The organism is Amycolatopsis sp. lyj-23 (assembly GCF_046549135.1).
In the GTDB taxonomy this organism is placed as follows: Bacteria; Actinomycetota; Actinomycetes; order Mycobacteriales; family Pseudonocardiaceae; genus Amycolatopsis.
Genome location: NZ_JAJPWN010000022.1, coordinates 175,448 through 191,710, shown reverse-complemented (window position 1 = coordinate 191,710; position 16,263 = coordinate 175,448). Strand labels below are relative to the sequence as shown.

The 16,263-nt window shown below is 70.9% G+C and carries 16 protein-coding genes and 1 riboswitch; of the genes, 10 read left to right on the top strand and 6 right to left on the bottom strand.

What is annotated here, in order from left to right; translation table 11 throughout:
- Positions 1–5: 5 nt before the first annotated feature.
- The 4 genes from ACLJPY_RS42680 to ACLJPY_RS42665 form a co-directional block, all read right to left on the bottom strand.
- A complete protein-coding gene (locus ACLJPY_RS42680; protein ID WP_410596679.1) occupies positions 6–620 on the bottom strand; it encodes a glycoside hydrolase family 25 protein in 615 nt (204 codons plus the stop codon).
- A 79-nt stretch (positions 621–699) separates the two neighbouring features.
- Positions 700–1,464, bottom strand: a complete 765-nt coding sequence (locus ACLJPY_RS42675) for an ABC transporter permease (protein ID WP_410596678.1) — start codon at positions 1,462–1,464, stop codon at positions 700–702.
- Positions 1,454–2,431: an ATP-binding cassette domain-containing protein gene (locus tag ACLJPY_RS42670; protein WP_410596677.1), complete on the bottom strand. Its 978-nt coding sequence runs from the start codon at positions 2,429–2,431 to the stop codon at positions 1,454–1,456. The genes ACLJPY_RS42675 and ACLJPY_RS42670 overlap by 11 nt, the downstream gene beginning before the upstream one ends.
- Before the next feature lie 83 nt (positions 2,432–2,514).
- Positions 2,515–3,111 carry a PadR family transcriptional regulator gene (locus ACLJPY_RS42665; RefSeq protein ID WP_410596676.1) on the bottom strand — a complete coding sequence of 199 codons (597 nt, stop codon included), beginning with the start codon at positions 3,109–3,111 and terminating at the stop codon, positions 2,515–2,517.
- Positions 3,112–3,164: 53 nt separating this feature from the next.
- Here ACLJPY_RS42665 and metG point away from each other — a divergent pair, with 53 nt between their 5' ends.
- The 10 genes from metG to ACLJPY_RS42615 all read left to right on the top strand — a co-directional run bounded on the left by metG (position 3,165) and on the right by ACLJPY_RS42615 (position 15,348).
- Positions 3,165–4,961 carry a methionine--tRNA ligase gene (metG, locus tag ACLJPY_RS42660; RefSeq protein ID WP_410596675.1) on the top strand — a complete coding sequence of 599 codons (1,797 nt, stop codon included), beginning with the start codon at positions 3,165–3,167 and terminating at the stop codon, positions 4,959–4,961.
- 9 nt (positions 4,962–4,970) lie between these two features.
- Entirely contained in the window at positions 4,971–5,807 is an 837-nt protein-coding gene (locus tag ACLJPY_RS42655) for a TatD family hydrolase (RefSeq protein ID WP_410596674.1), read from the top strand.
- A 209-nt stretch (positions 5,808–6,016) separates the two neighbouring features.
- Positions 6,017–7,444, top strand: a complete 1,428-nt coding sequence (locus ACLJPY_RS42650) for a transglycosylase family protein (RefSeq protein ID WP_410596673.1) — start codon at positions 6,017–6,019, stop codon at positions 7,442–7,444.
- Between the two features lie 124 nt (positions 7,445–7,568).
- The gene (gene rsmA, locus ACLJPY_RS42645) at positions 7,569–8,405 is read left to right on the top strand and encodes a 16S rRNA (adenine(1518)-N(6)/adenine(1519)-N(6))-dimethyltransferase RsmA (RefSeq protein ID WP_410596672.1); all 837 of its coding nucleotides are present in this window, start codon (positions 7,569–7,571) and stop codon (positions 8,403–8,405) included.
- 125 nt (positions 8,406–8,530) lie between these two features.
- A riboswitch (SAM riboswitch) is annotated at positions 8,531–8,621 on the top strand.
- Positions 8,622–8,830: 209 nt separating this feature from the next.
- On the top strand, positions 8,831–9,844 hold the full coding sequence (locus ACLJPY_RS42640; protein ID WP_410596671.1) for a methionine ABC transporter ATP-binding protein: 1,014 nt from the start codon (positions 8,831–8,833) through the stop codon (positions 9,842–9,844).
- Between the two features lie 69 nt (positions 9,845–9,913).
- A complete protein-coding gene (locus ACLJPY_RS42635) occupies positions 9,914–10,876 on the top strand; it encodes a 4-(cytidine 5'-diphospho)-2-C-methyl-D-erythritol kinase (RefSeq protein ID WP_410596670.1) in 963 nt (320 codons plus the stop codon).
- On the top strand, positions 10,873–11,280 hold the full coding sequence (locus ACLJPY_RS42630; RefSeq protein WP_410596669.1) for an ASCH domain-containing protein: 408 nt from the start codon (positions 10,873–10,875) through the stop codon (positions 11,278–11,280). Before ACLJPY_RS42635 ends, ACLJPY_RS42630 begins: the two co-directional genes overlap by 4 nt.
- Before the next feature lie 4 nt (positions 11,281–11,284).
- Positions 11,285–13,051, top strand: a complete 1,767-nt coding sequence (locus tag ACLJPY_RS42625; RefSeq protein ID WP_410596668.1) for an ABC-F family ATP-binding cassette domain-containing protein — start codon at positions 11,285–11,287, stop codon at positions 13,049–13,051.
- Positions 13,048–13,635 carry an adenylate kinase gene (locus ACLJPY_RS42620; protein WP_410596667.1) on the top strand — a complete coding sequence of 196 codons (588 nt, stop codon included), beginning with the start codon at positions 13,048–13,050 and terminating at the stop codon, positions 13,633–13,635. The genes ACLJPY_RS42625 and ACLJPY_RS42620 overlap by 4 nt, the downstream gene beginning before the upstream one ends.
- A gap of 24 nt (positions 13,636–13,659) precedes the next feature.
- Positions 13,660–15,348 carry a fatty acyl-AMP ligase gene (locus tag ACLJPY_RS42615; protein ID WP_410596666.1) on the top strand — a complete coding sequence of 563 codons (1,689 nt, stop codon included), beginning with the start codon at positions 13,660–13,662 and terminating at the stop codon, positions 15,346–15,348.
- A gap of 60 nt (positions 15,349–15,408) precedes the next feature.
- On the opposite strand, the gene ACLJPY_RS42610 is transcribed toward ACLJPY_RS42615, so the two are convergent.
- Both ACLJPY_RS42610 and ACLJPY_RS42605 read right to left on the bottom strand, forming a co-directional pair.
- Positions 15,409–15,768 (bottom strand): DivIVA domain-containing protein, encoded by a 360-nt coding sequence (locus ACLJPY_RS42610; protein ID WP_410596665.1) that lies wholly within the window; start codon positions 15,766–15,768, stop codon positions 15,409–15,411.
- Between the two features lie 173 nt (positions 15,769–15,941).
- On the bottom strand, positions 15,942–16,262 hold the full coding sequence (locus ACLJPY_RS42605; protein ID WP_410596664.1) for a DivIVA domain-containing protein: 321 nt from the start codon (positions 16,260–16,262) through the stop codon (positions 15,942–15,944).
- Between the last annotated feature and the right edge of the window lies 1 nt (position 16,263).

The window sequence follows — 16,263 nt, the reverse complement described above, 5'->3', positions numbered from 1 at the left end:
ACACGTCAGAGCAGCAGGTCACCCAATGTGAACGGGTACACGACGGCGTTCTGCTCCACCGGCGCGGCGATGCCGGGCACGTCCGGGGCGTACGCGTGCTGGTGCACCCCGAGTCGCGAGTGGAACCAGCCCGCCCGCCCCGGGATCCCGTTGTGCCGGACCAGCCACAGCACGACCTCGCTGTCGGCCCAGCGGTCGGGGTGCAGGCGGTGCTGCCAGCAGTCGTAGTCGGCGTAGACGAGCACCCGCTCGATGCGCGCCGCGTGCCGGACGTGCTTGATCCACGCCTTGACGAACCGGTCGTCGACGCTCGGCGCCGCCACCTCCAGCGCCGGCGCCAGCGAGCCGGGGGCGAACGCGCCCAGCCTGCTGGCCGTCCGCACGAAGAAGTCCGCCTGGTCGTGCACCGCGCCGGGCCGTGCGTAGTGCCGCCCGCCGACGTGCAGCCCGGCCTCCTGCGCGCCGGTCAGGTTGCGCTCGGCGGCGGAATTGCTCCAGTTGACGTTCTCGCTGATCGTCACCGACACGAACCGGGTCTGGGCGGCGCGCACGGCCTGCCAGTCGGTCACGCGCTCGCGGTGCGACAGCGAAATGCCGAGCTCACTCTCCGGCTCTGTCACGGTCCGCCCCCGGCGCGTCGGTGGAGAGCACACCATACGTCGCCGGGAGCGGACCCGCAGTGAACACACGCGCGGTTGATCAGGCGTTTTCCTTCTGGAAGGTGCGTGTTCCCCACCACAGGGACAACAACGCCATCACCAGCACCACGACGCTGCCGGTGAACAGGGCGTCCATCGAGAAGTCGCCGCTGAAGCTGTTCCGCTCGACGTCGACGACGTGCCGGAACGGGTTGATCCGCGAGACCGTGTAGAGCCAGTCCGGCGCCCGCCCGGCGGTGATCGGCAGCAGGATCCCCGACAGCAGCAACAGCGGGATGAGCACCGCGTTGAGCAGGGCCGGGAACGTCTCCTCGCTCTTCAGCGTCAACGCCAGCGCGTACGAGCACGACGCCAGCGACACCGCCAGCAGGAACACGATCACCAGGCTCAGCAGCACGCCGCCGGCGGGGGCGTCGAGCGGGAACACCAGGGTCGCCAGCACGATGATCAGCACGGCCTGGACCACCGCCTGCAGGGCGCTGGCCAGCACCTTGCCCAGCAGCAGCGCGACCCGGCTGACCGGCGTCACCCGGAAGCGTTCGACGACGCCGGAGCGGAACTCGGCCAGCAGCCCGAACCCGACGAACGAGCTGCCGAACAGCGCCAGCTGGGCGATCAGCGCCGGCGTCAGCAGCATCCAGCCGTCCATTTCGGACAGGCCCTGGTCCTGCACCGTCCGCACCATCAGCGGCCCGAAGAGGAACAGGTACAGCAGCGGCTGCATGACCCCGATCAGGACCCAGGTCGGGTTGCGCAGCGCCGCGGTCATCTCGCGGCGGAAGATCAGCCAGGTGTCACGCAGCACGGCCGGCCTCCTCCGCTTCCCGCAGGGAACGCCCGGTCAGCGTCAGGAAGACGTCGTCGAGCGTCGGCCGGTGGACCTGGACCGAGAGCATCGCGATGCCCTTGGCGTCCAGCGCCCGCAGCAGCTCCGGCAGGGCGACGTCGCCGCGCGGCACCCGGAACCGGACCTCCCCGCCGTCGACGGACAGCTCCTGCGCGCCCGCGAGCCGGCCCGCGATCTCCGCGGCGTCCGCGGCCTGCTCGGGGTCGACGCCGACCTCGACGCGGTCGCCGTTGACCCGGGCTTTCAGCGCGTCCGGCGTCCCTTCGGCGACGATCCGGCCGTCGTCGATGACGATCAGCCGGTCCGACAGCGCGTCGGCCTCGTCGAGGTAGTGGGTGGTCAGGAAGACCGTGACCCCCTGTTCGGCGCGCAGCCGGCGGATGTGGTCCCACAGGTTGGCCCGGCTCTGCGGGTCCAGGCCGGTCGACGGCTCGTCGAGGAACACCAGCCCCGGCGAGTGGATCAGCCCCAGTGCGATGTCGAGCCGCCGCCGCTGGCCGCCCGAGAGCGTCTTGGCCGGCCGCTGCTCCAGCCCGGTCAGGTCCAGCTGCTCGGCGAGCTCGGCGCCGCGCGCGATTGCGGCGGCCTTGCTCATCCGGTAGAGCCTGCCCTGCAGCTCCAGTTCGTCGGCGACCTTGCTTTCGGGCGCGGTACCGCCGCCCTGGGCGACGTACCCGATGCGTTTGCGCACGCCCAGCGGATCGGCCAGCAGGTCGCAGCCGCCCACGGTCGCGGTGCCCGCGGTCGGCTTCAGCAGCGTGGTCAGCATGCGCAGCGTGGTCGTCTTCCCGGCGCCGTTGGGCCCGAGGAAGCCGACCAGCTCGCCCGCTTCGACGTCGAGGTCGACGCCCTTCACCGCGTGTACTTCGCCCCCAGTGCGGCCTCTGCGGCGGAACCGCCGCTCGAGACCGCGTGCCGTGATCATGAAGAACCCCTCTCGAAAGGTAGTCAACCTTGACTAGCTGAGGCGCACAGCGTGCCCGAGAAAGGTGCGCTAGTCAAACTTGATTACCAGGCCGGGGGTGTGCCGAAGGCGTCCTCACGCTCATCAGCCATCACGTACTCGCCCGCTTCGAGCCGCGCGATCAAGCCTTGGAGCCAGTTGAGGCTCGCGTCGGTGATGCCGCCCCACAGCCGGTACAGCTCGCCGACGTGTTCCGGCGTGCCCAGCTCCATGCTCGCTTTCACCTCTTCGAGCATCATCCGGGCCTGCCGCTGCTCGGCCTCCAGGTGCACGAGCCGGTGCCGGAGCAGGTTGATCACGCGGGCCCGGGGGAACGACGTCATCAGCGAGATCCCCGCCGACAGGTCCGGGTGGTTGAGCGACGGGTCGGACAGCGCCTTCGACAGCAGCACCTGGTACTCCTGCTCGCCGTCCTCGGTGAGCCGGTAGGCGACGCGGTCCGGGCCGGCGCCCGGCTCGACGTCGACCTGTTCCAGCAGGTCTTCGGCGCTCATCTTCTTCAGCGCGTGGTAGATCGACCCCGGCTGGACGTTGGCCCACTTGTCCGCCGACCAGCTCAACAGCTCGCGCCGCACCTGGTAGCCGTGCGCGCGGCCGTACATCCGCACCACCCCGAGCACCAGCAGGCGTGTCGTCGACAACCGGGGCCTCCCTCCCGACAAAGCGCGTGACGCCCTCCGTAGGCTAATAAGGTATGAGCACCCCTGTGTTGACCGCGGTGGCCTGGCCCTACGCCAACGGCCCCCGCCACATCGGCCACGTGTCCGGATTCGGCGTCCCGTCCGACGTCTTCTCCCGCTACCAGCGAATGGCCGGCAACCGGGTGCTCATGGTGTCCGGCACCGACGAACACGGCACCCCGATCACCGTCCAGGCGGACAAGGAGAACTCGACCCCGCAGGAGACGGCGGACAAGTACACCCGCCAGATCGGCACCGACCTGCAGGGGCTCGGCCTCTCCTACGACCTGTTCACCCGGACCACGACCGGCAACCACGCCGAGGTGACGCAGCAGATCTTCCTGGCGCTGCACCGCAACGGCTACGTCGTGCCCAAGACGACCCGTGGCGCGATCAGCCCGTCCACCGGCCGCACGCTGCCCGACCGCTACGTCGAAGGCACCTGCCCGATCTGCGGGTACGACGGCGCGCGCGGCGACCAGTGCGACAACTGCGGCAACCAGCTCGACGCCGCGGAGCTGATCAACCCGAAGTCGCGGATCAACGGCGAGACGCCGAAGTTCGTCGAGACCGAGCACTACTTCCTCGACCTGCCGGCGTTCACCAAGACCCTCGGCGACTGGCTGTCGACCAAGACCGACTGGCGCCCGAACGTCCTGAACTTCACCAAGAACCTGATCGACGACATGCGGCCGCGGCCGATCACCCGCGACCTCGACTGGGGCGTCAAGATCCCCCTCGACGGCTGGCGCGACCAGCCGCTGAAGCGGTTCTACGTCTGGTTCGACGCGGTGATCGGGTACTTCTCGGCCAGCGTGGAGTGGGCGCGGCGCTCCGGCAACCCGGACGCCTGGCAGGAGTGGTGGAACAACGCCGACGCGCGGTCCTACTACTTCATGGGCAAGGACAACATCACCTTCCACGCCCAGATCTGGCCGGCCCTGCTGTTCGGCCACAACGGCGAGGGCGACAAGGGCGGCGAGCCCGGCAAGTACGGGAAACTGCACCTGCCGGACGAGATCGTCTCCAGCGAGTTCCTCACCATGAGCGGCTCGAAGTTCTCGACCTCGCGCGGGCGCGTGATCTACGTCGAGGACTTCCTGCGCGACTTCGGCCCGGACACGCTGCGGTACTTCATCTCGGTCGCCGGCCCGGAGACCCAGGACACCGACTTCACCTGGGACGAGTTCGTCCGCCGGACCAACTTCGAGCTGGCCAACGAGTGGGGCAACCTGGTCAACCGGTCCATCTCGATGGCGCACAAGAACGTCGGCGCCATCCCGCGCCCGGAGGCCCCGACCGCGGCCGACGAAGAGCTGAAGGCGTTGTCCCGCAAGGCGTTCGACACCGCGGGCGCGCACCTGGCCCGGTCGCGGTTCAAGCTGGCGGCGAGCGAGGCGATGAAGGTCGTCACCGCGGCGAACAAGTACCTCTCCGACCAGGAGCCGTGGAAGCTCAAGGACGACCCCGCGCGGCGCGACACCGTGTTGCACACCGCGCTGCAGGTCGTCAGCGACGCCAACACGCTGCTGACGCCGTTCCTGCCGCACTCGGCGCAGAAGGTGCACGAGGCACTCGGCGGCACCGGCGTGTGGGCCGCCCAGCCGGAGCTCAAGGAGGTCGACGACCTCGACGTCGCCGGCCGGGTCAACCCGATCCTGACCGGTGACTACGCGGCCGAGCAGGCGAAGTGGGCGTCGACGCCGATCGAGGTCGGCAAGCCCCTGCAGAAGCCGTCGCCGCTGTTCACCAAGCTCGACCCGGCGCTCGGCGAAACCGGCCCGGAGTGGGCGCCGATCACGAAGGACTAGAGGTATTGCATGGGTGACGAGAAGCGCGAGCTGCCGCCGGTCCCGGACCGGCTCCCGGTATCGGTGGTGGACGCGCACACCCATCTCGACGCGTGCGGCGCGGTCACCGCGGCCGATGTCACGGCCATGGTCGACCGCGCCGAGCGCGCCGGCGTCGCCCGCGTCGTCACGGTGGCGGACGACCTCGCCTCGGCCCGCTGGGCCACCGAGGCCGCTAACTGGGACCGCCGGGTCTGGGCCGCGGTCGCGATCCACCCGACCCGGACCAAGGAGTTCGGCGAGGCGGAGCGGGCCGAGGTGGAACGCCTGGCGGCGGCCGACCGGGTGGTCGCCGTCGGCGAGACCGGCCTCGACTACTACTGGGACTACTCGCCGCACGACGCCCAGCAGGAGGCGTTCCGCTGGCACATCGACCTTGCGAAGCGGCTGGACAAGCCGCTGATGATCCACGACCGCGAGGCCCACGACGACGTGCTGCGCATCCTGGCCGAAGAGGGTGCGCCGGATGCCGTAATTTTCCATTGTTTTTCCGGCGACGCGGAAATGGCCCGCAAGTGCGTCGACGCGGGGTATGTCCTTTCCTTCGCCGGCACGGTGACGTTCAAGAACGCGAAGGGCCTCCACGAGGCGGCCCGGCTCTGCCCGCCGGACCAGTACCTCGTCGAGACCGATGCGCCGTTTCTGACCCCCCACCCGTTCCGTGGGCGGCCGAACGAGCCGTTCGGCGCCGCTTACACCGTCCGTCACCTCGCGGCGCTCAGGGGCGAAGCTGTCCACGAAGTCGCCGAAGCGGTCCGGACCACCGCCGAGCGGGTCTACCGACTCCCCAGTGTCACAACGGGTTGAACGCATTGCGACATCAGGGTTCCTTGATCGTCCACTTGATGGAGTGACCCAGATCACGACACTCCGGGGGGTGTTTGCGCAACCCGCCGCGACCCGTTACTGTCCCGTGATCGTGCCGGTCGGACCTGCGCTCAGCAGTTGCCGAACGTCACGCCCAGTCGTAGAGACGGCGCCCCCGACCGTCGTCTCGTGAAAGGGAACGATCCCCGGTGACAGGTAGCAGACAGGCTGGAGCGCGCTCCGCCGTCCTCGAACGCGGTCATTTCGAGGACACGGCATACGGCCAGCTCGACTTCTCCGACGACCCGAACATCACGCAGCAGGACATCCTCGCCGCGCTCGGCCCGGACGCCGACGCGATGATGGCCGAGATCGACGTCGACGTCGACGAGCTGATCCGGCTGATCAACGCCGAGACGACGTACCTGCCGCCGATCGTCATCCCGGACGGCCTCGAGGAGGACCGCACCGCTTCCCCCGAAGCGCGCCGTGCGGCTCTGGACGAGGGCCTCCGCCAGACCACCAAGGTCTGGAAGCGCCGCTTCCTCAAGGGCGCCGTGCTCAGCGTCATGATCAGCGTCGCCGGCGGCGGCGCGGCCGCGCTGGCGATGAACAAGAGCATCACCGTCGACGTCGACGGCCAGCAGACCACCGTGCACTCGTTCGGCGACACCGTCGGCGAGGTGCTGGAGGACGCGGGCCTGTCCGTGGGCGCGCACGACTCGCTGTCCCCGTCCCCGCAGGCGGAGGTCGGCGACGGCGGCGTCATCAAGCTCGAGCGCGGCCGCCAGCTCAAGATGATCGTCGACGGCGCGGAGCACACCTCCTGGGTCCGCGCGACCCACCTCGGCGACGCGCTGGGCCAGCTCGGCATGACCGAGCTGGACAAGCCCGGCACGTGGATGTCGATGCCGAAGGACGGCGAGCTGCCGCTGCAGGGCGCCACCGTCGAGATCAAGACCCTGAAGAACATCACCCTGTACGACGGCGCCAACGCGCCGAAGCAGGTGAAGACGACCGCGGTCACGACGAAGGAGTTCCTGGGCGAGTACAAGCTCACCCTGGGCCCGGAGGACCAGGCCGAGGGCGGTCTGGACGTCAAGCTGACCGACGGCGCCGAGGTGCACATCAGCCGCACCGGCGTCTCGACGGTCACGCAGAAGGAGAGCATCGACCCGCCCGAGCAGCGCGTCGACGACCCGGACCTGGCCAAGGGCAAGACCTCCGTCGAGGACCCCGGCACGCCCGGCGAGAAGATGGTGACCTACAAGGTCACGCAGAAGAACGGCAAAGAGGTCGGCCGGGAGAGCATCTCCGAGCAGGTCATCACCCAGCCGAAGCCGAAGATCGTCCACGTCGGCACGAAGCAGGCCCCGACCCCGGACATCGGCGACGGCTCCGCGTGGGACCGCATCGCGCAGTGCGAGTCGGGCGGCAACTGGGCCATCAACACGGGCAACGGCTACTACGGCGGCCTCCAGTTCGACAAGCAGACGTGGAACGCCTACGGCGGCGACCAGTACGCCCCGCTGCCGAACCAGGCCACGCGTGAGCAGCAGATCGCGGTCGCGGAGAAGGTCAAGGCCGGCCGCGGCGGCAGCTACAGCGCCTGGCCGGTCTGCGGCAAGAAGGCCTGAGAGCGTTTTCGAAATCGGCCCCCGTCCACCTCGGACGGGGGCCGTTTCGCATGCCGTCCGACCCGCCAGGTACGCGAACCGACCGTCCAGGTACGCGAACCGACCCCCTGGGTAAGCTCCACCGGTGGTTGAACTGCTGGGACCGGCCGAGATCCGCGGGCTGGCGGCCGAACTCGACGTCCGGCCGACCAAGAAGCTCGGGCAGAACTTCGTGCACGATCCCAACACCGTCCGCCGGATCGTCGAGCTCGCGAACGTCGCCGAAGACGACGTCGTCCTCGAGGTCGGGCCCGGGCTCGGGTCGCTGACGCTCGGGCTGCTCGCCACCGGCGCGCGGGTCGTCGCCGTCGAGATCGACCCCAAGCTCGCCGAGCGGCTGCCCGAGACCGTCGCCGAGCGCGGCCCCGAAGCCGTGGAACGGCTGACCGTCGTCGGCGCCGACGCCCTGCGCGTCACGCGTGCGGAGCTGGGCGAGCCGACCGCCCTCGTCGCCAACCTGCCCTACAACGTCGCCGTCCCGGTCGTGCTGCACCTGCTCGCCGAGGTGCCGTCCCTGAAGGCCGGGCTCGTCATGGTGCAGACCGAGGTCGCCGACCGGATGGCCGCCGGCCCCGGCAGCCGGATCTACGGCGTGCCCAGCGTCAAGCTCGCCTGGTACGGCACCGCACGCAAGGTCGCCGCCGTGCCACGCTCGGTGTTCTGGCCCGTGCCGAACGTCGATTCCGCGCTCGTCGCGTTCGAACGCGGCGACACGACGGCGTCCGCGGACCGGGACCGGCTCTTCGGTCTGGTGGACGCCGCCTTCTCACAGCGCAGGAAGACGCTCCGGGCCGCGCTCGCGGGCTGGGCGGGGTCGGCCGAGCGCGCCGGCGAACTGCTGACCGCGGCCGGGATCGACCCGAGGACCCGCGGCGAGCAGCTGGACGTGCACGACTTCGTCCGGATCGCCGCCGCGCGCTAGCCGCTCCACTGTGGAAGCGGAAAATACGCCCCCGCGGCCCCCGATCCCGCGATCCGGACACCTCCACTCGTGTGATCTGGCCCAACGGGCTTGCTTTCGCTCCTCGGGATCGGTTTTACTCAGTACGTCCATCCCGAGCGACTGAGAGACCTGGCTCGCCGAAGTCGCAGCAACCACCCTCCGCAGGGCAGGTGCTACCGCCAGGACCGATGGAGGCCGTTTTCGATGAAGAGGGTAGCTCGCCCCCTGCTCCTGACCAGGCGTCGCGTAGTCGACGAAGGCCGCCGCTCCGTGACCGCGTGTCGACGCTCCAACTGAGCTAGTCCCAGCCGGTCCACCTCTTCTTCACGCACCGTCCGAACAGGACGGAACTCGCTTGCGGCCGGGCGCTGTGCCGTGCACGCGCCCCGTTTTCTGGAGCCTTCGTGATCACCGTCGAAAACCTGTCCAAAACCTTTGCCACCAACGGAAACTCCGTCGTCGCGCTGCGGGACGTGAGCGTCGACGTCCAGGCGGGCTCGCTGTTCGGCGTGGTCGGCCCCGCCGGGTCCGGCAAGTCCGTCCTCGCCCGGTGCATCGCCCTGCAGGAGCGCCCCGACCGCGGCGTCGTCCGCCTCGACGGCCTCAACACCGGCACCCTCGACGGCCGCCGCCTCCGCGAGATCCGCCGTCAGCTCGGCATCGTCTCGACGAAGCCGGAGCTGATCGCCGAGCGCACCATCGCCGGCAACATCGCCTCCCCGCTCGAGCAGCTCGGCGTCGACGGCCCGCAGCGCCGCAGCCGGGTCGGCTCGCTGCTCGACCTCGTCGGCCTGACGCAGCGCGCCGCGCAGCGTCCCGGCGAGCTGTCCGCCGGGCAGCTCCGCCGCGTCGCGTTCGCGAAGGCCCTGGCGGCGGCGCCCGCGGTGCTGCTCGCCGACGACCCGACCGCGGGTGTCGACCCGGAGGAGGCCGGCGCGGTGCTCGCCGTCCTCGACCGGGCGCGTTCGGAGCTGGGGACCACCATCGTCGTCACGACGCCGGACGCGGGCGTGGTCCGCCGGGTCTGCGACGACGTCGCGGTGCTGGAGGACGGCACGGTCGTCGAGCGCGGCACGGTGCTCGACCTGATCTCGAACCCGGCCAGCCGCACCGCGCAGGCGCTGCTGCCGGCCATCGAGACCACCCGCGGGCAGACGGCGCGCTACGACCGCTCGGCCGACGTCGTGCTGGTCGGCTTCGCCTCGGTCGGTGCGCTGCTGCCGGAGGCCGCGGGCCGCTTCGACGTCGAGTTCGCCACCATCGGCGGCGGCCTGACCCGCATCGGCGACACCCCGGTCGGCCGCTTCCGCCTGGGTGTCCGCGGCGAGCGGGCCGACGCGGCCCTGGCGTGGGTCGCCGAGCGCGGCGGCCACGTGACGCACACCGCGCGCGGCCCGCAAGGTGTCGCGGCCGCCTGACCCGGCTCGAGAGACGCCCCGATGCGCACGTCGCATCGGGGCGTTTCCGCGGGCACGTAGGCTGGTCGGGTGCTCGCCGTAGTTCCGCCCCCAGTCACCGTCCGGGTCCCGGCCAAGGTCAACCTGCACCTGTCGGTCGGCGACCCGCGCGAAGACGGTTACCACGAGCTGGTGACCGTGTTCCAGGCGCTGTCACTGACCGACGAAGTGACCGTCGCGGTCACCGAAGAGCCCGGCATCGAGGTCTACGGCGAAGGGGAAGGCTCGGTCCCGACCGGCCCGGAGAACCTCGCCTGGCGGGCCGTCGAGGCGCTGGCCGCGCACGTCGGGCGCACCGGTGAGCCGAAGGTCCGGGTGGTGCTGCGCAAGGGCATCCCGGTCGCCGGCGGCATGGCGGGCGGCAGCGCCGACGCGGCGGCGACGCTCGTCGGGCTGGCCAGTCTCTGGAACCTCGACGTCACCCGCGACGAGCTGGCCGAGATCGCCGCCGGCCTGGGCAGCGACGTCCCGTTCGCGCTCTACGGCGGCACCGCGCTGGGCACCGGCCGCGGCGAGCAGCTGGTCCCGGTGCTGTCGCGGCACACGTTCCACTGGGTGCTGGCCTTCGACGCCGAAGGGCTGTCGACGCCGAAGGTGTTCGGCGAACTGGACCGCCTGCGCGCGGCGGGCAACCCGCCCCGGATCGGCTCGCACACGCCGGTCGTCGAGGCGCTGGCTTCGGGCGACCCGCGTCAGCTGGCCCTGCTGCTGGGCAACGACCTGCAGGCGGCGGCGGTCTCGCTGCGCCCCGGCCTGCGTCGCACGCTCCGGGCCGGGGTGAACGCGGGCGCGCTCGCGGGCACGGTGTCCGGCTCGGGTCCGACGTGCGCGTTCCTCTGCGAAGACGCGCAGTCGGCGGTGGCGGTCGCGGCCGAGCTGTCGGGCGCGGGCGTGTGCCGCACGGTCCGCGTGGCCCACGGCCCGGTCCCGGGCGCCCGCGTGGTCGGCGGCGACGACGCGAACCGGCCGACGCCGCCGCGGGTACACGCATGAAGCACGCGGAGTTCGCGTTCCCGGGCCCGCTGCGGGACAAGCTGGTCGCGGCGATCCTGGCCGGGGAGAAGACGACGACCTCGGCCCTGCTCGCGGAATACGAGCGAGCCGGCGAAGCGTTGCCTTCGGTCGGCGAGCGGGAACTGGTGCTCGACTCTTCCGGTGCCGGGGTCGCGGTCATCGAAACCGCCGAGGTGCGCGTGCTTCCGCTGTCCGAAGTGGACATCGAGCACGCAGTCGGCGAAGGCGAGGGCTTCACGAGCGTCGCCGAGTGGCGCGTCGAGCACGAGAAGTTCTGGCAGGGCGCGGAGGTGCGCGCCGCACTGGAGGACCCGGAATTCACCGTGGACGACACGACCCCGGTCGTGGCGACTCGGTTCGTCATCGTGGAAAGGAACGGCTGAGCGGATGGCCAACCTGGTCAACCTGGAGGCGGTGAGCAAGTCCTACGGGGTGAAGCCGCTGCTGGACGGCGTTTCCCTCGGCGTCGCGGCCGGGCAGCGCATCGGCGTCGTCGGCCTCAACGGCGGCGGCAAGACGACCCTGCTGGAAGTCCTTTCCGGACTGTCCGAACCGGACTCGGGGCGGGTGAGCCACGTCCGTGATCTGCGGATGGCGGTGGTCACCCAGCGCACGGAGCTGCCCGACGGCAGCACGGTCGGCGACGTCGTGCTCGAACGCTACGGCGCCGAACACGAGTGGGCCGCCGACGCCCGTGTACGGTCCATTGTGGACGGCCTGGGCATCACCGCGATCGGGCTGGACACGCCGACGGCCAACCTCTCCGGTGGCGAGCGGCGCCGGGTTTCGCTGGCCGCCGCGCTGACCGGGGAGCTCGACCTGGTCGTGCTCGACGAGCCGACCAACCACCTGGACGTCGAAGGTGTCCGCTGGCTGGCCGACCACCTGCTGGCCCGGAAGATCGCCGTCGTGGTCGTCACGCACGACCGGTGGTTCCTCGACACCGTCGCCACCCTGACGTGGGAGGTCGCGAACGGCCGCGTCGAGCAGTACGAAGGTGGTTACGCCGACTGGATCTTCGCGCGCGCCGAGCGGGCGCGGCTGGCGGCGACGGCCGAGGAGAAGCGGCAGAACCTGGCCCGCAAGGAGCTGGCGTGGCTGCGCCGCGGCCCGCAGGCGCGCTCGTCGAAGCCGCGCTACCGCGTCGAGGCGGCCGAAGCGCTGATCGCCGACGTCCCGCCGCCGCGCGACTCCGTCGAGCTGCAGGCGTTCGCGAAGCGGCGGCTCGGCAAGACCGTGCTGGAACTGGAAGACACGACCTACCAGGTCGGCGAGCGGACGCTGCTCGACCACGTGACCTGGCGGATCGGGCCGGGCGACCGGATCGGCCTGGTCGGCGTCAACGGCTCGGGCAAGACGTCGCTGCTGAAGCTGCTCGGCGGCGACGTCGAGGGCTCGACCGGCCGCCGAATCGAGGGCAAGACGGTCGCGCTCGCGCACCTGCGCCAGGAGCTCGACGACCTGCCCGGCGACCTACGCGTGCTGCAGGCGATCGAGCAGGTGGCCGGGCGCGTGGTGTTCGGCAAGCAGGAGATGACGGCGTCGCAGCTGGGCGAGAAGCTCGGCTTCCCGGCGGCCCGCCAGTGGACCCCGGTCGCGGCCCTCTCCGGCGGCGAGCGCCGTCGGCTGCAGCTGTGCCGGCTGCTGATGGCCGAGCCGAACGTGCTGCTGCTCGACGAGCCGACGAACGACCTGGACATCGACACGCTCCAGCAGCTCGAAGACCTTCTCGACGGCTGGCCGGGCACGATGGTCGTGGTCTCGCACGACCGCTACCTGGTGGAGCGCGTGTGCGACACGATCGTCGCGCTGTTCGGCGACGGCCGGATCACCCACTTGCCGGGCGGCATCGAGGAGTACCTGAACCGCCGCGCACTCGCCAAGGAACCGGCGGCCGCGGTGGCGCCGACGGCGGAGAAGGCCGAGGCGAAGAAGTCGGCGGCGGACCTGCGCGCGGCCCAGAAGGAGCTGGGCAGGCTGGAGCGCAAGCTCGACCAGCTGCACGCGAAGGAGCAGAAGCTCCACGCATCCCTCCTGGCGGCGGCGACGGACCCGGCGAAGCTGATGGAGCTGAACGCGGAGCTGAAGGGCGTGCAGGGCGAGATCGAGGACGTCGAGGGCCGCTGGCTGGAGACCTCCGAGCTGCTGGAATGAGGGTCGTCGGCGCGGACGACCCGCTCGGCGTGCGGCAGCTCCGGCGGATCGCCGTGGCCGGCCCGGCGGGATCGGGCAAGTCGACCTTCGCGCGCACGCTGTGCGGACGCCTCGGCGTGCCGTACGTCGAGTTCGAATCGTTCTTCCACGGCCCCGGCTGGACGGTGCGGGAGACCTGGCAGGCCGACGTCCTCGAGTACCTGGAGAACGACGTCTGGGCCATCGAGTGGCAGGGCGAAGCGGTCCGCGAGCGGATGACCGCCCGGCTCGAAGTGCTGGTCTGGCTCGACCACCCGCGTGCGCTGACGGCGGCCCGGGTCGTCCGGCGTACGCTGCTGCGCCGCGTCGGGCGGGGTTCGAAGATCGCTGCGGGCAATGTGGAAGGGCCGCTGTACACGTTCTTCACCGACCGCGAGCACATCGTCCGGGTCGCGTGGCGGTACCACCCGATCATGCGGCGGCGGGTCCGGCAGGTGATCGACGAGAACCGCCACCCCGGTCTCGTCGTCGTCCGGCTGCGGGGGCAACGCCAAGTCGACCGCTGGCTGCGGGGGCCGGTTTCCGCTTTGCTCGGCGGGCGTTGACACCCAGACAGTAATGTTCCCGCTATGAGCAGGTTCGTGGACACGCTCGTCGCCACCGCGACGAAGCGGGGGCAGCAGCGCGGCATGGTCACCGGGGAGCCGAAGGAGCCGGTCCGGCGGACGTGGGCCGAGGTGCACGCCGAAGCGCGGCGGATCGCCGGTGGGCTCGTGGCCGGGGGGTTCGAGCGCGGGGGTGCCGTGGCGGTGCTGGCCGCCGCGCCGGTGCTGATCGCGCCGACCGTGCAGGCCGTCTGGCTGGCCGGGGGCAGCGTCACCATGCTGCACCAGCCGACCCCGCGCACCGATCTGGCCGAGTGGGCCGAGGACACCGTGCGGGTGCTCGGGATGATCGGGTCCGACCTCGTGCTGCTGGGCGAGCCGTTCGACCAGCTCGCGCCGGTGCTCGAGCAGAAGGGCATCGGGTTCAAGCTCATCACCGAGCTCGCCGCGGCGGAACCACTCCCGGACGTCGTCGTCACCGACGAGGGCGACACCGCGCTGCTGCAGCTGACCAGCGGCTCGACCGCCGACCCCAAGGCCGTGCGGATCACCTACGGGAACCTGTACTCCAACGTCAAGGCCATGGTCGAGCGCGCGGAGTTCGACTTCGACGTCGACGTGATGGTCTCGTGGCTGCCGACCTTCCACGACATGGGCATGGTCGGCTTCCTGACCGTGCCGATGACCTTCGGGGTCGAGCTGGTCAAGATCACGCCGGTCGAATTCCTCTCCGGTCCGCTGATCTGGCCGCAGCTGATCACGAAGTACCACGGCACCACGACGGCGGCGCCGAACTTCGCCTACGCCATCGTCGGGCGCCGGATGGCCCGCGTCGACGAAGACGACGCCTTCGACCTGTCGAAGCTGCGCATCGCGCTGAACGGCGCCGAGCCCATCGACGAGACCGCCGTCCGGACGTTCGTGGACGCCGGCGCGCGGTTCAAGATGCCGGCCGAGTGCGTCTTCCCGGCCTACGGCATGGCGGAAGCGACGCTCGCGGTGTCGTTCGCGCCGCTGTTCACCGGCCTCACGCTGGATGTCGTCGAGGCCGACGCGCTGGAGGCGGAAAACCGCGCGGTGCCGGTGCCCGAGGGCGACCCGCGGCGCGGGACCGACGGCGTCCGGTCGTTCGCGCTGCTCGGCCGTCCGCTGGACGGGCTGGAGGCGGAGATCGTCGACGAGACGGGGGCGCGGCTGGGCGAGCGGCAGGTCGGCGAGATCCGGCTGCGCGGCGAGGCCGTGACGCCCGGCTACCTGACCATGGACGGTCCGCTCGCGACCCAGGACGCCGACGGCTGGCTCAACACGGGCGACCTGGGGTACCTGGTCGACGGCCAGATCGTCATCTGCGGCCGCCGCAAGGACGTCATCATCATGGGCGGCCGCAACCTGTACCCGACGGACATCGAGCGGGCGGCGACGTCGGTCGAAGGAGTCCGCGCGGGCAACGCGGTGGCGGTCCGGCTGGACGCGGGCAGCCGGCGCGAGCGGTTCGCGGTGGTGGTCGAGTCGAAGCTGGCGGGTGACGCCGAAGCCGAGAAGAACCTGATGAAGCAGGTCTCGGCCCGCGTCCGCGACGCCGTCGACATGCGGCCGTACGCGGTGGTGGTGCTCCCGGCGGGCAGCCTCCCGAAGACGCCGTCGGGCAAGGTCAAGCGCGCGGCGACGGCGCAGCAGTTCGCGGACAAGATCAAGAAGAACGCCGACGCCTGAACCGGCATTTCTACGTGAAAGTGCCCCTGCGAGCGGGCACTTTCACGTGAAAGTGCCCGGTCAGCGCTGCTGGACGCGGACCGCGCGGATCGTCGGGGGCGGGGTGGCGCGCTCGGCGGTGGCTTCCTCGGACTTGCGGGCGCCCGGGAGGTCCGGGGCCTGGCCGGTGCGGGCGGCGAGCTGGTCTTCCACGACGTCGAGGAACTCGTCGACCTCCTGCTCGTCGTAGCCGCGCTTGCCGATCAGCGGCTTCGCGAACATCACGTGGTGCACTTCGGCGGCGGTCAGGTCGTCTTCGCCGGTGAGCGTCTTGGCGATCCGCCGGACGAACGCGTCGACGTCGTCCTTCGCGTAACCGCGGCGGCCGATCGGGGCGTTACCGAAGGTGACCTCGGCGAGGTCTTCGGCGGTGAACGACATGGAACTCTCCGTCTCCGGGGTTGGGCGGGTGCGAACTCCCGTACACCGTCCTAACCCGCGGACGGGTTCCCCCGGAAGGGGCGACCCCCAACCTCACCCCGAAGGGCGGCCTCGCGCCCGCCTTCGGGTGAAACAGCGCTACCGAGCGGTGTGTGTCCGACTTCACAGGGTGGTCAGCTGCGCCCGAACCACTTCCGGGGAGCTTCTGGCCGCGCGGGCTCCTCGGCTACCGCCGGTCGCGGGTTGCGCAGCGCCACCAGCGCCGCCTCGGCTTCGTCGAGGAACAGGTCGACCTGGGCCTGGTCGTAGCTGCGCATGCCGACCGGCATGATCGTGAACTCGACGTAGTGGATGTCGTCGGGCGTGAGGATGTTCCGCCCGGCCAGCGCCTCCGCGATGAGGTCGAGGAAGGCGTCGACCTCGTCCTCGTTGTAGCCGCGACGGCCGAACCGGGGCTTGCCGAAAGCGATCGCCCGGACTTCGTCGGGGGTCATG

What these genes read in the sequence shown, in the direction of transcription:
- ACLJPY_RS42610 (WP_410596665.1), bottom strand. Translation starts at nt 15,768, where the DNA reads ATGTCGTTCACCGCCGAAGACCTCGCCGAGGTCACCTTCGGTAACGCC.
- ACLJPY_RS42625 (WP_410596668.1), top strand. Translation starts at nt 11,285, where the DNA reads ATGGCCAACCTGGTCAACCTGGAGGCGGTGAGCAAGTCCTACGGGGTG.
- ACLJPY_RS42655 (WP_410596674.1), top strand. Translation starts at nt 4,971, where the DNA reads ATGGGTGACGAGAAGCGCGAGCTGCCGCCGGTCCCGGACCGGCTCCCG.
- ACLJPY_RS42615 (WP_410596666.1), top strand. Translation starts at nt 13,660, where the DNA reads ATGAGCAGGTTCGTGGACACGCTCGTCGCCACCGCGACGAAGCGGGGG.
- ACLJPY_RS42670 (WP_410596677.1), bottom strand. Translation starts at nt 2,431, where the DNA reads ATGATCACGGCACGCGGTCTCGAGCGGCGGTTCCGCCGCAGAGGCCGC.
- metG (WP_410596675.1), top strand. Translation starts at nt 3,165, where the DNA reads ATGAGCACCCCTGTGTTGACCGCGGTGGCCTGGCCCTACGCCAACGGC.
- ACLJPY_RS42605 (WP_410596664.1), bottom strand. Translation starts at nt 16,262, where the DNA reads ATGACCCCCGACGAAGTCCGGGCGATCGCTTTCGGCAAGCCCCGGTTC.
- ACLJPY_RS42620 (WP_410596667.1), top strand. Translation starts at nt 13,048, where the DNA reads ATGAGGGTCGTCGGCGCGGACGACCCGCTCGGCGTGCGGCAGCTCCGG.
- ACLJPY_RS42630 (WP_410596669.1), top strand. Translation starts at nt 10,873, where the DNA reads ATGAAGCACGCGGAGTTCGCGTTCCCGGGCCCGCTGCGGGACAAGCTG.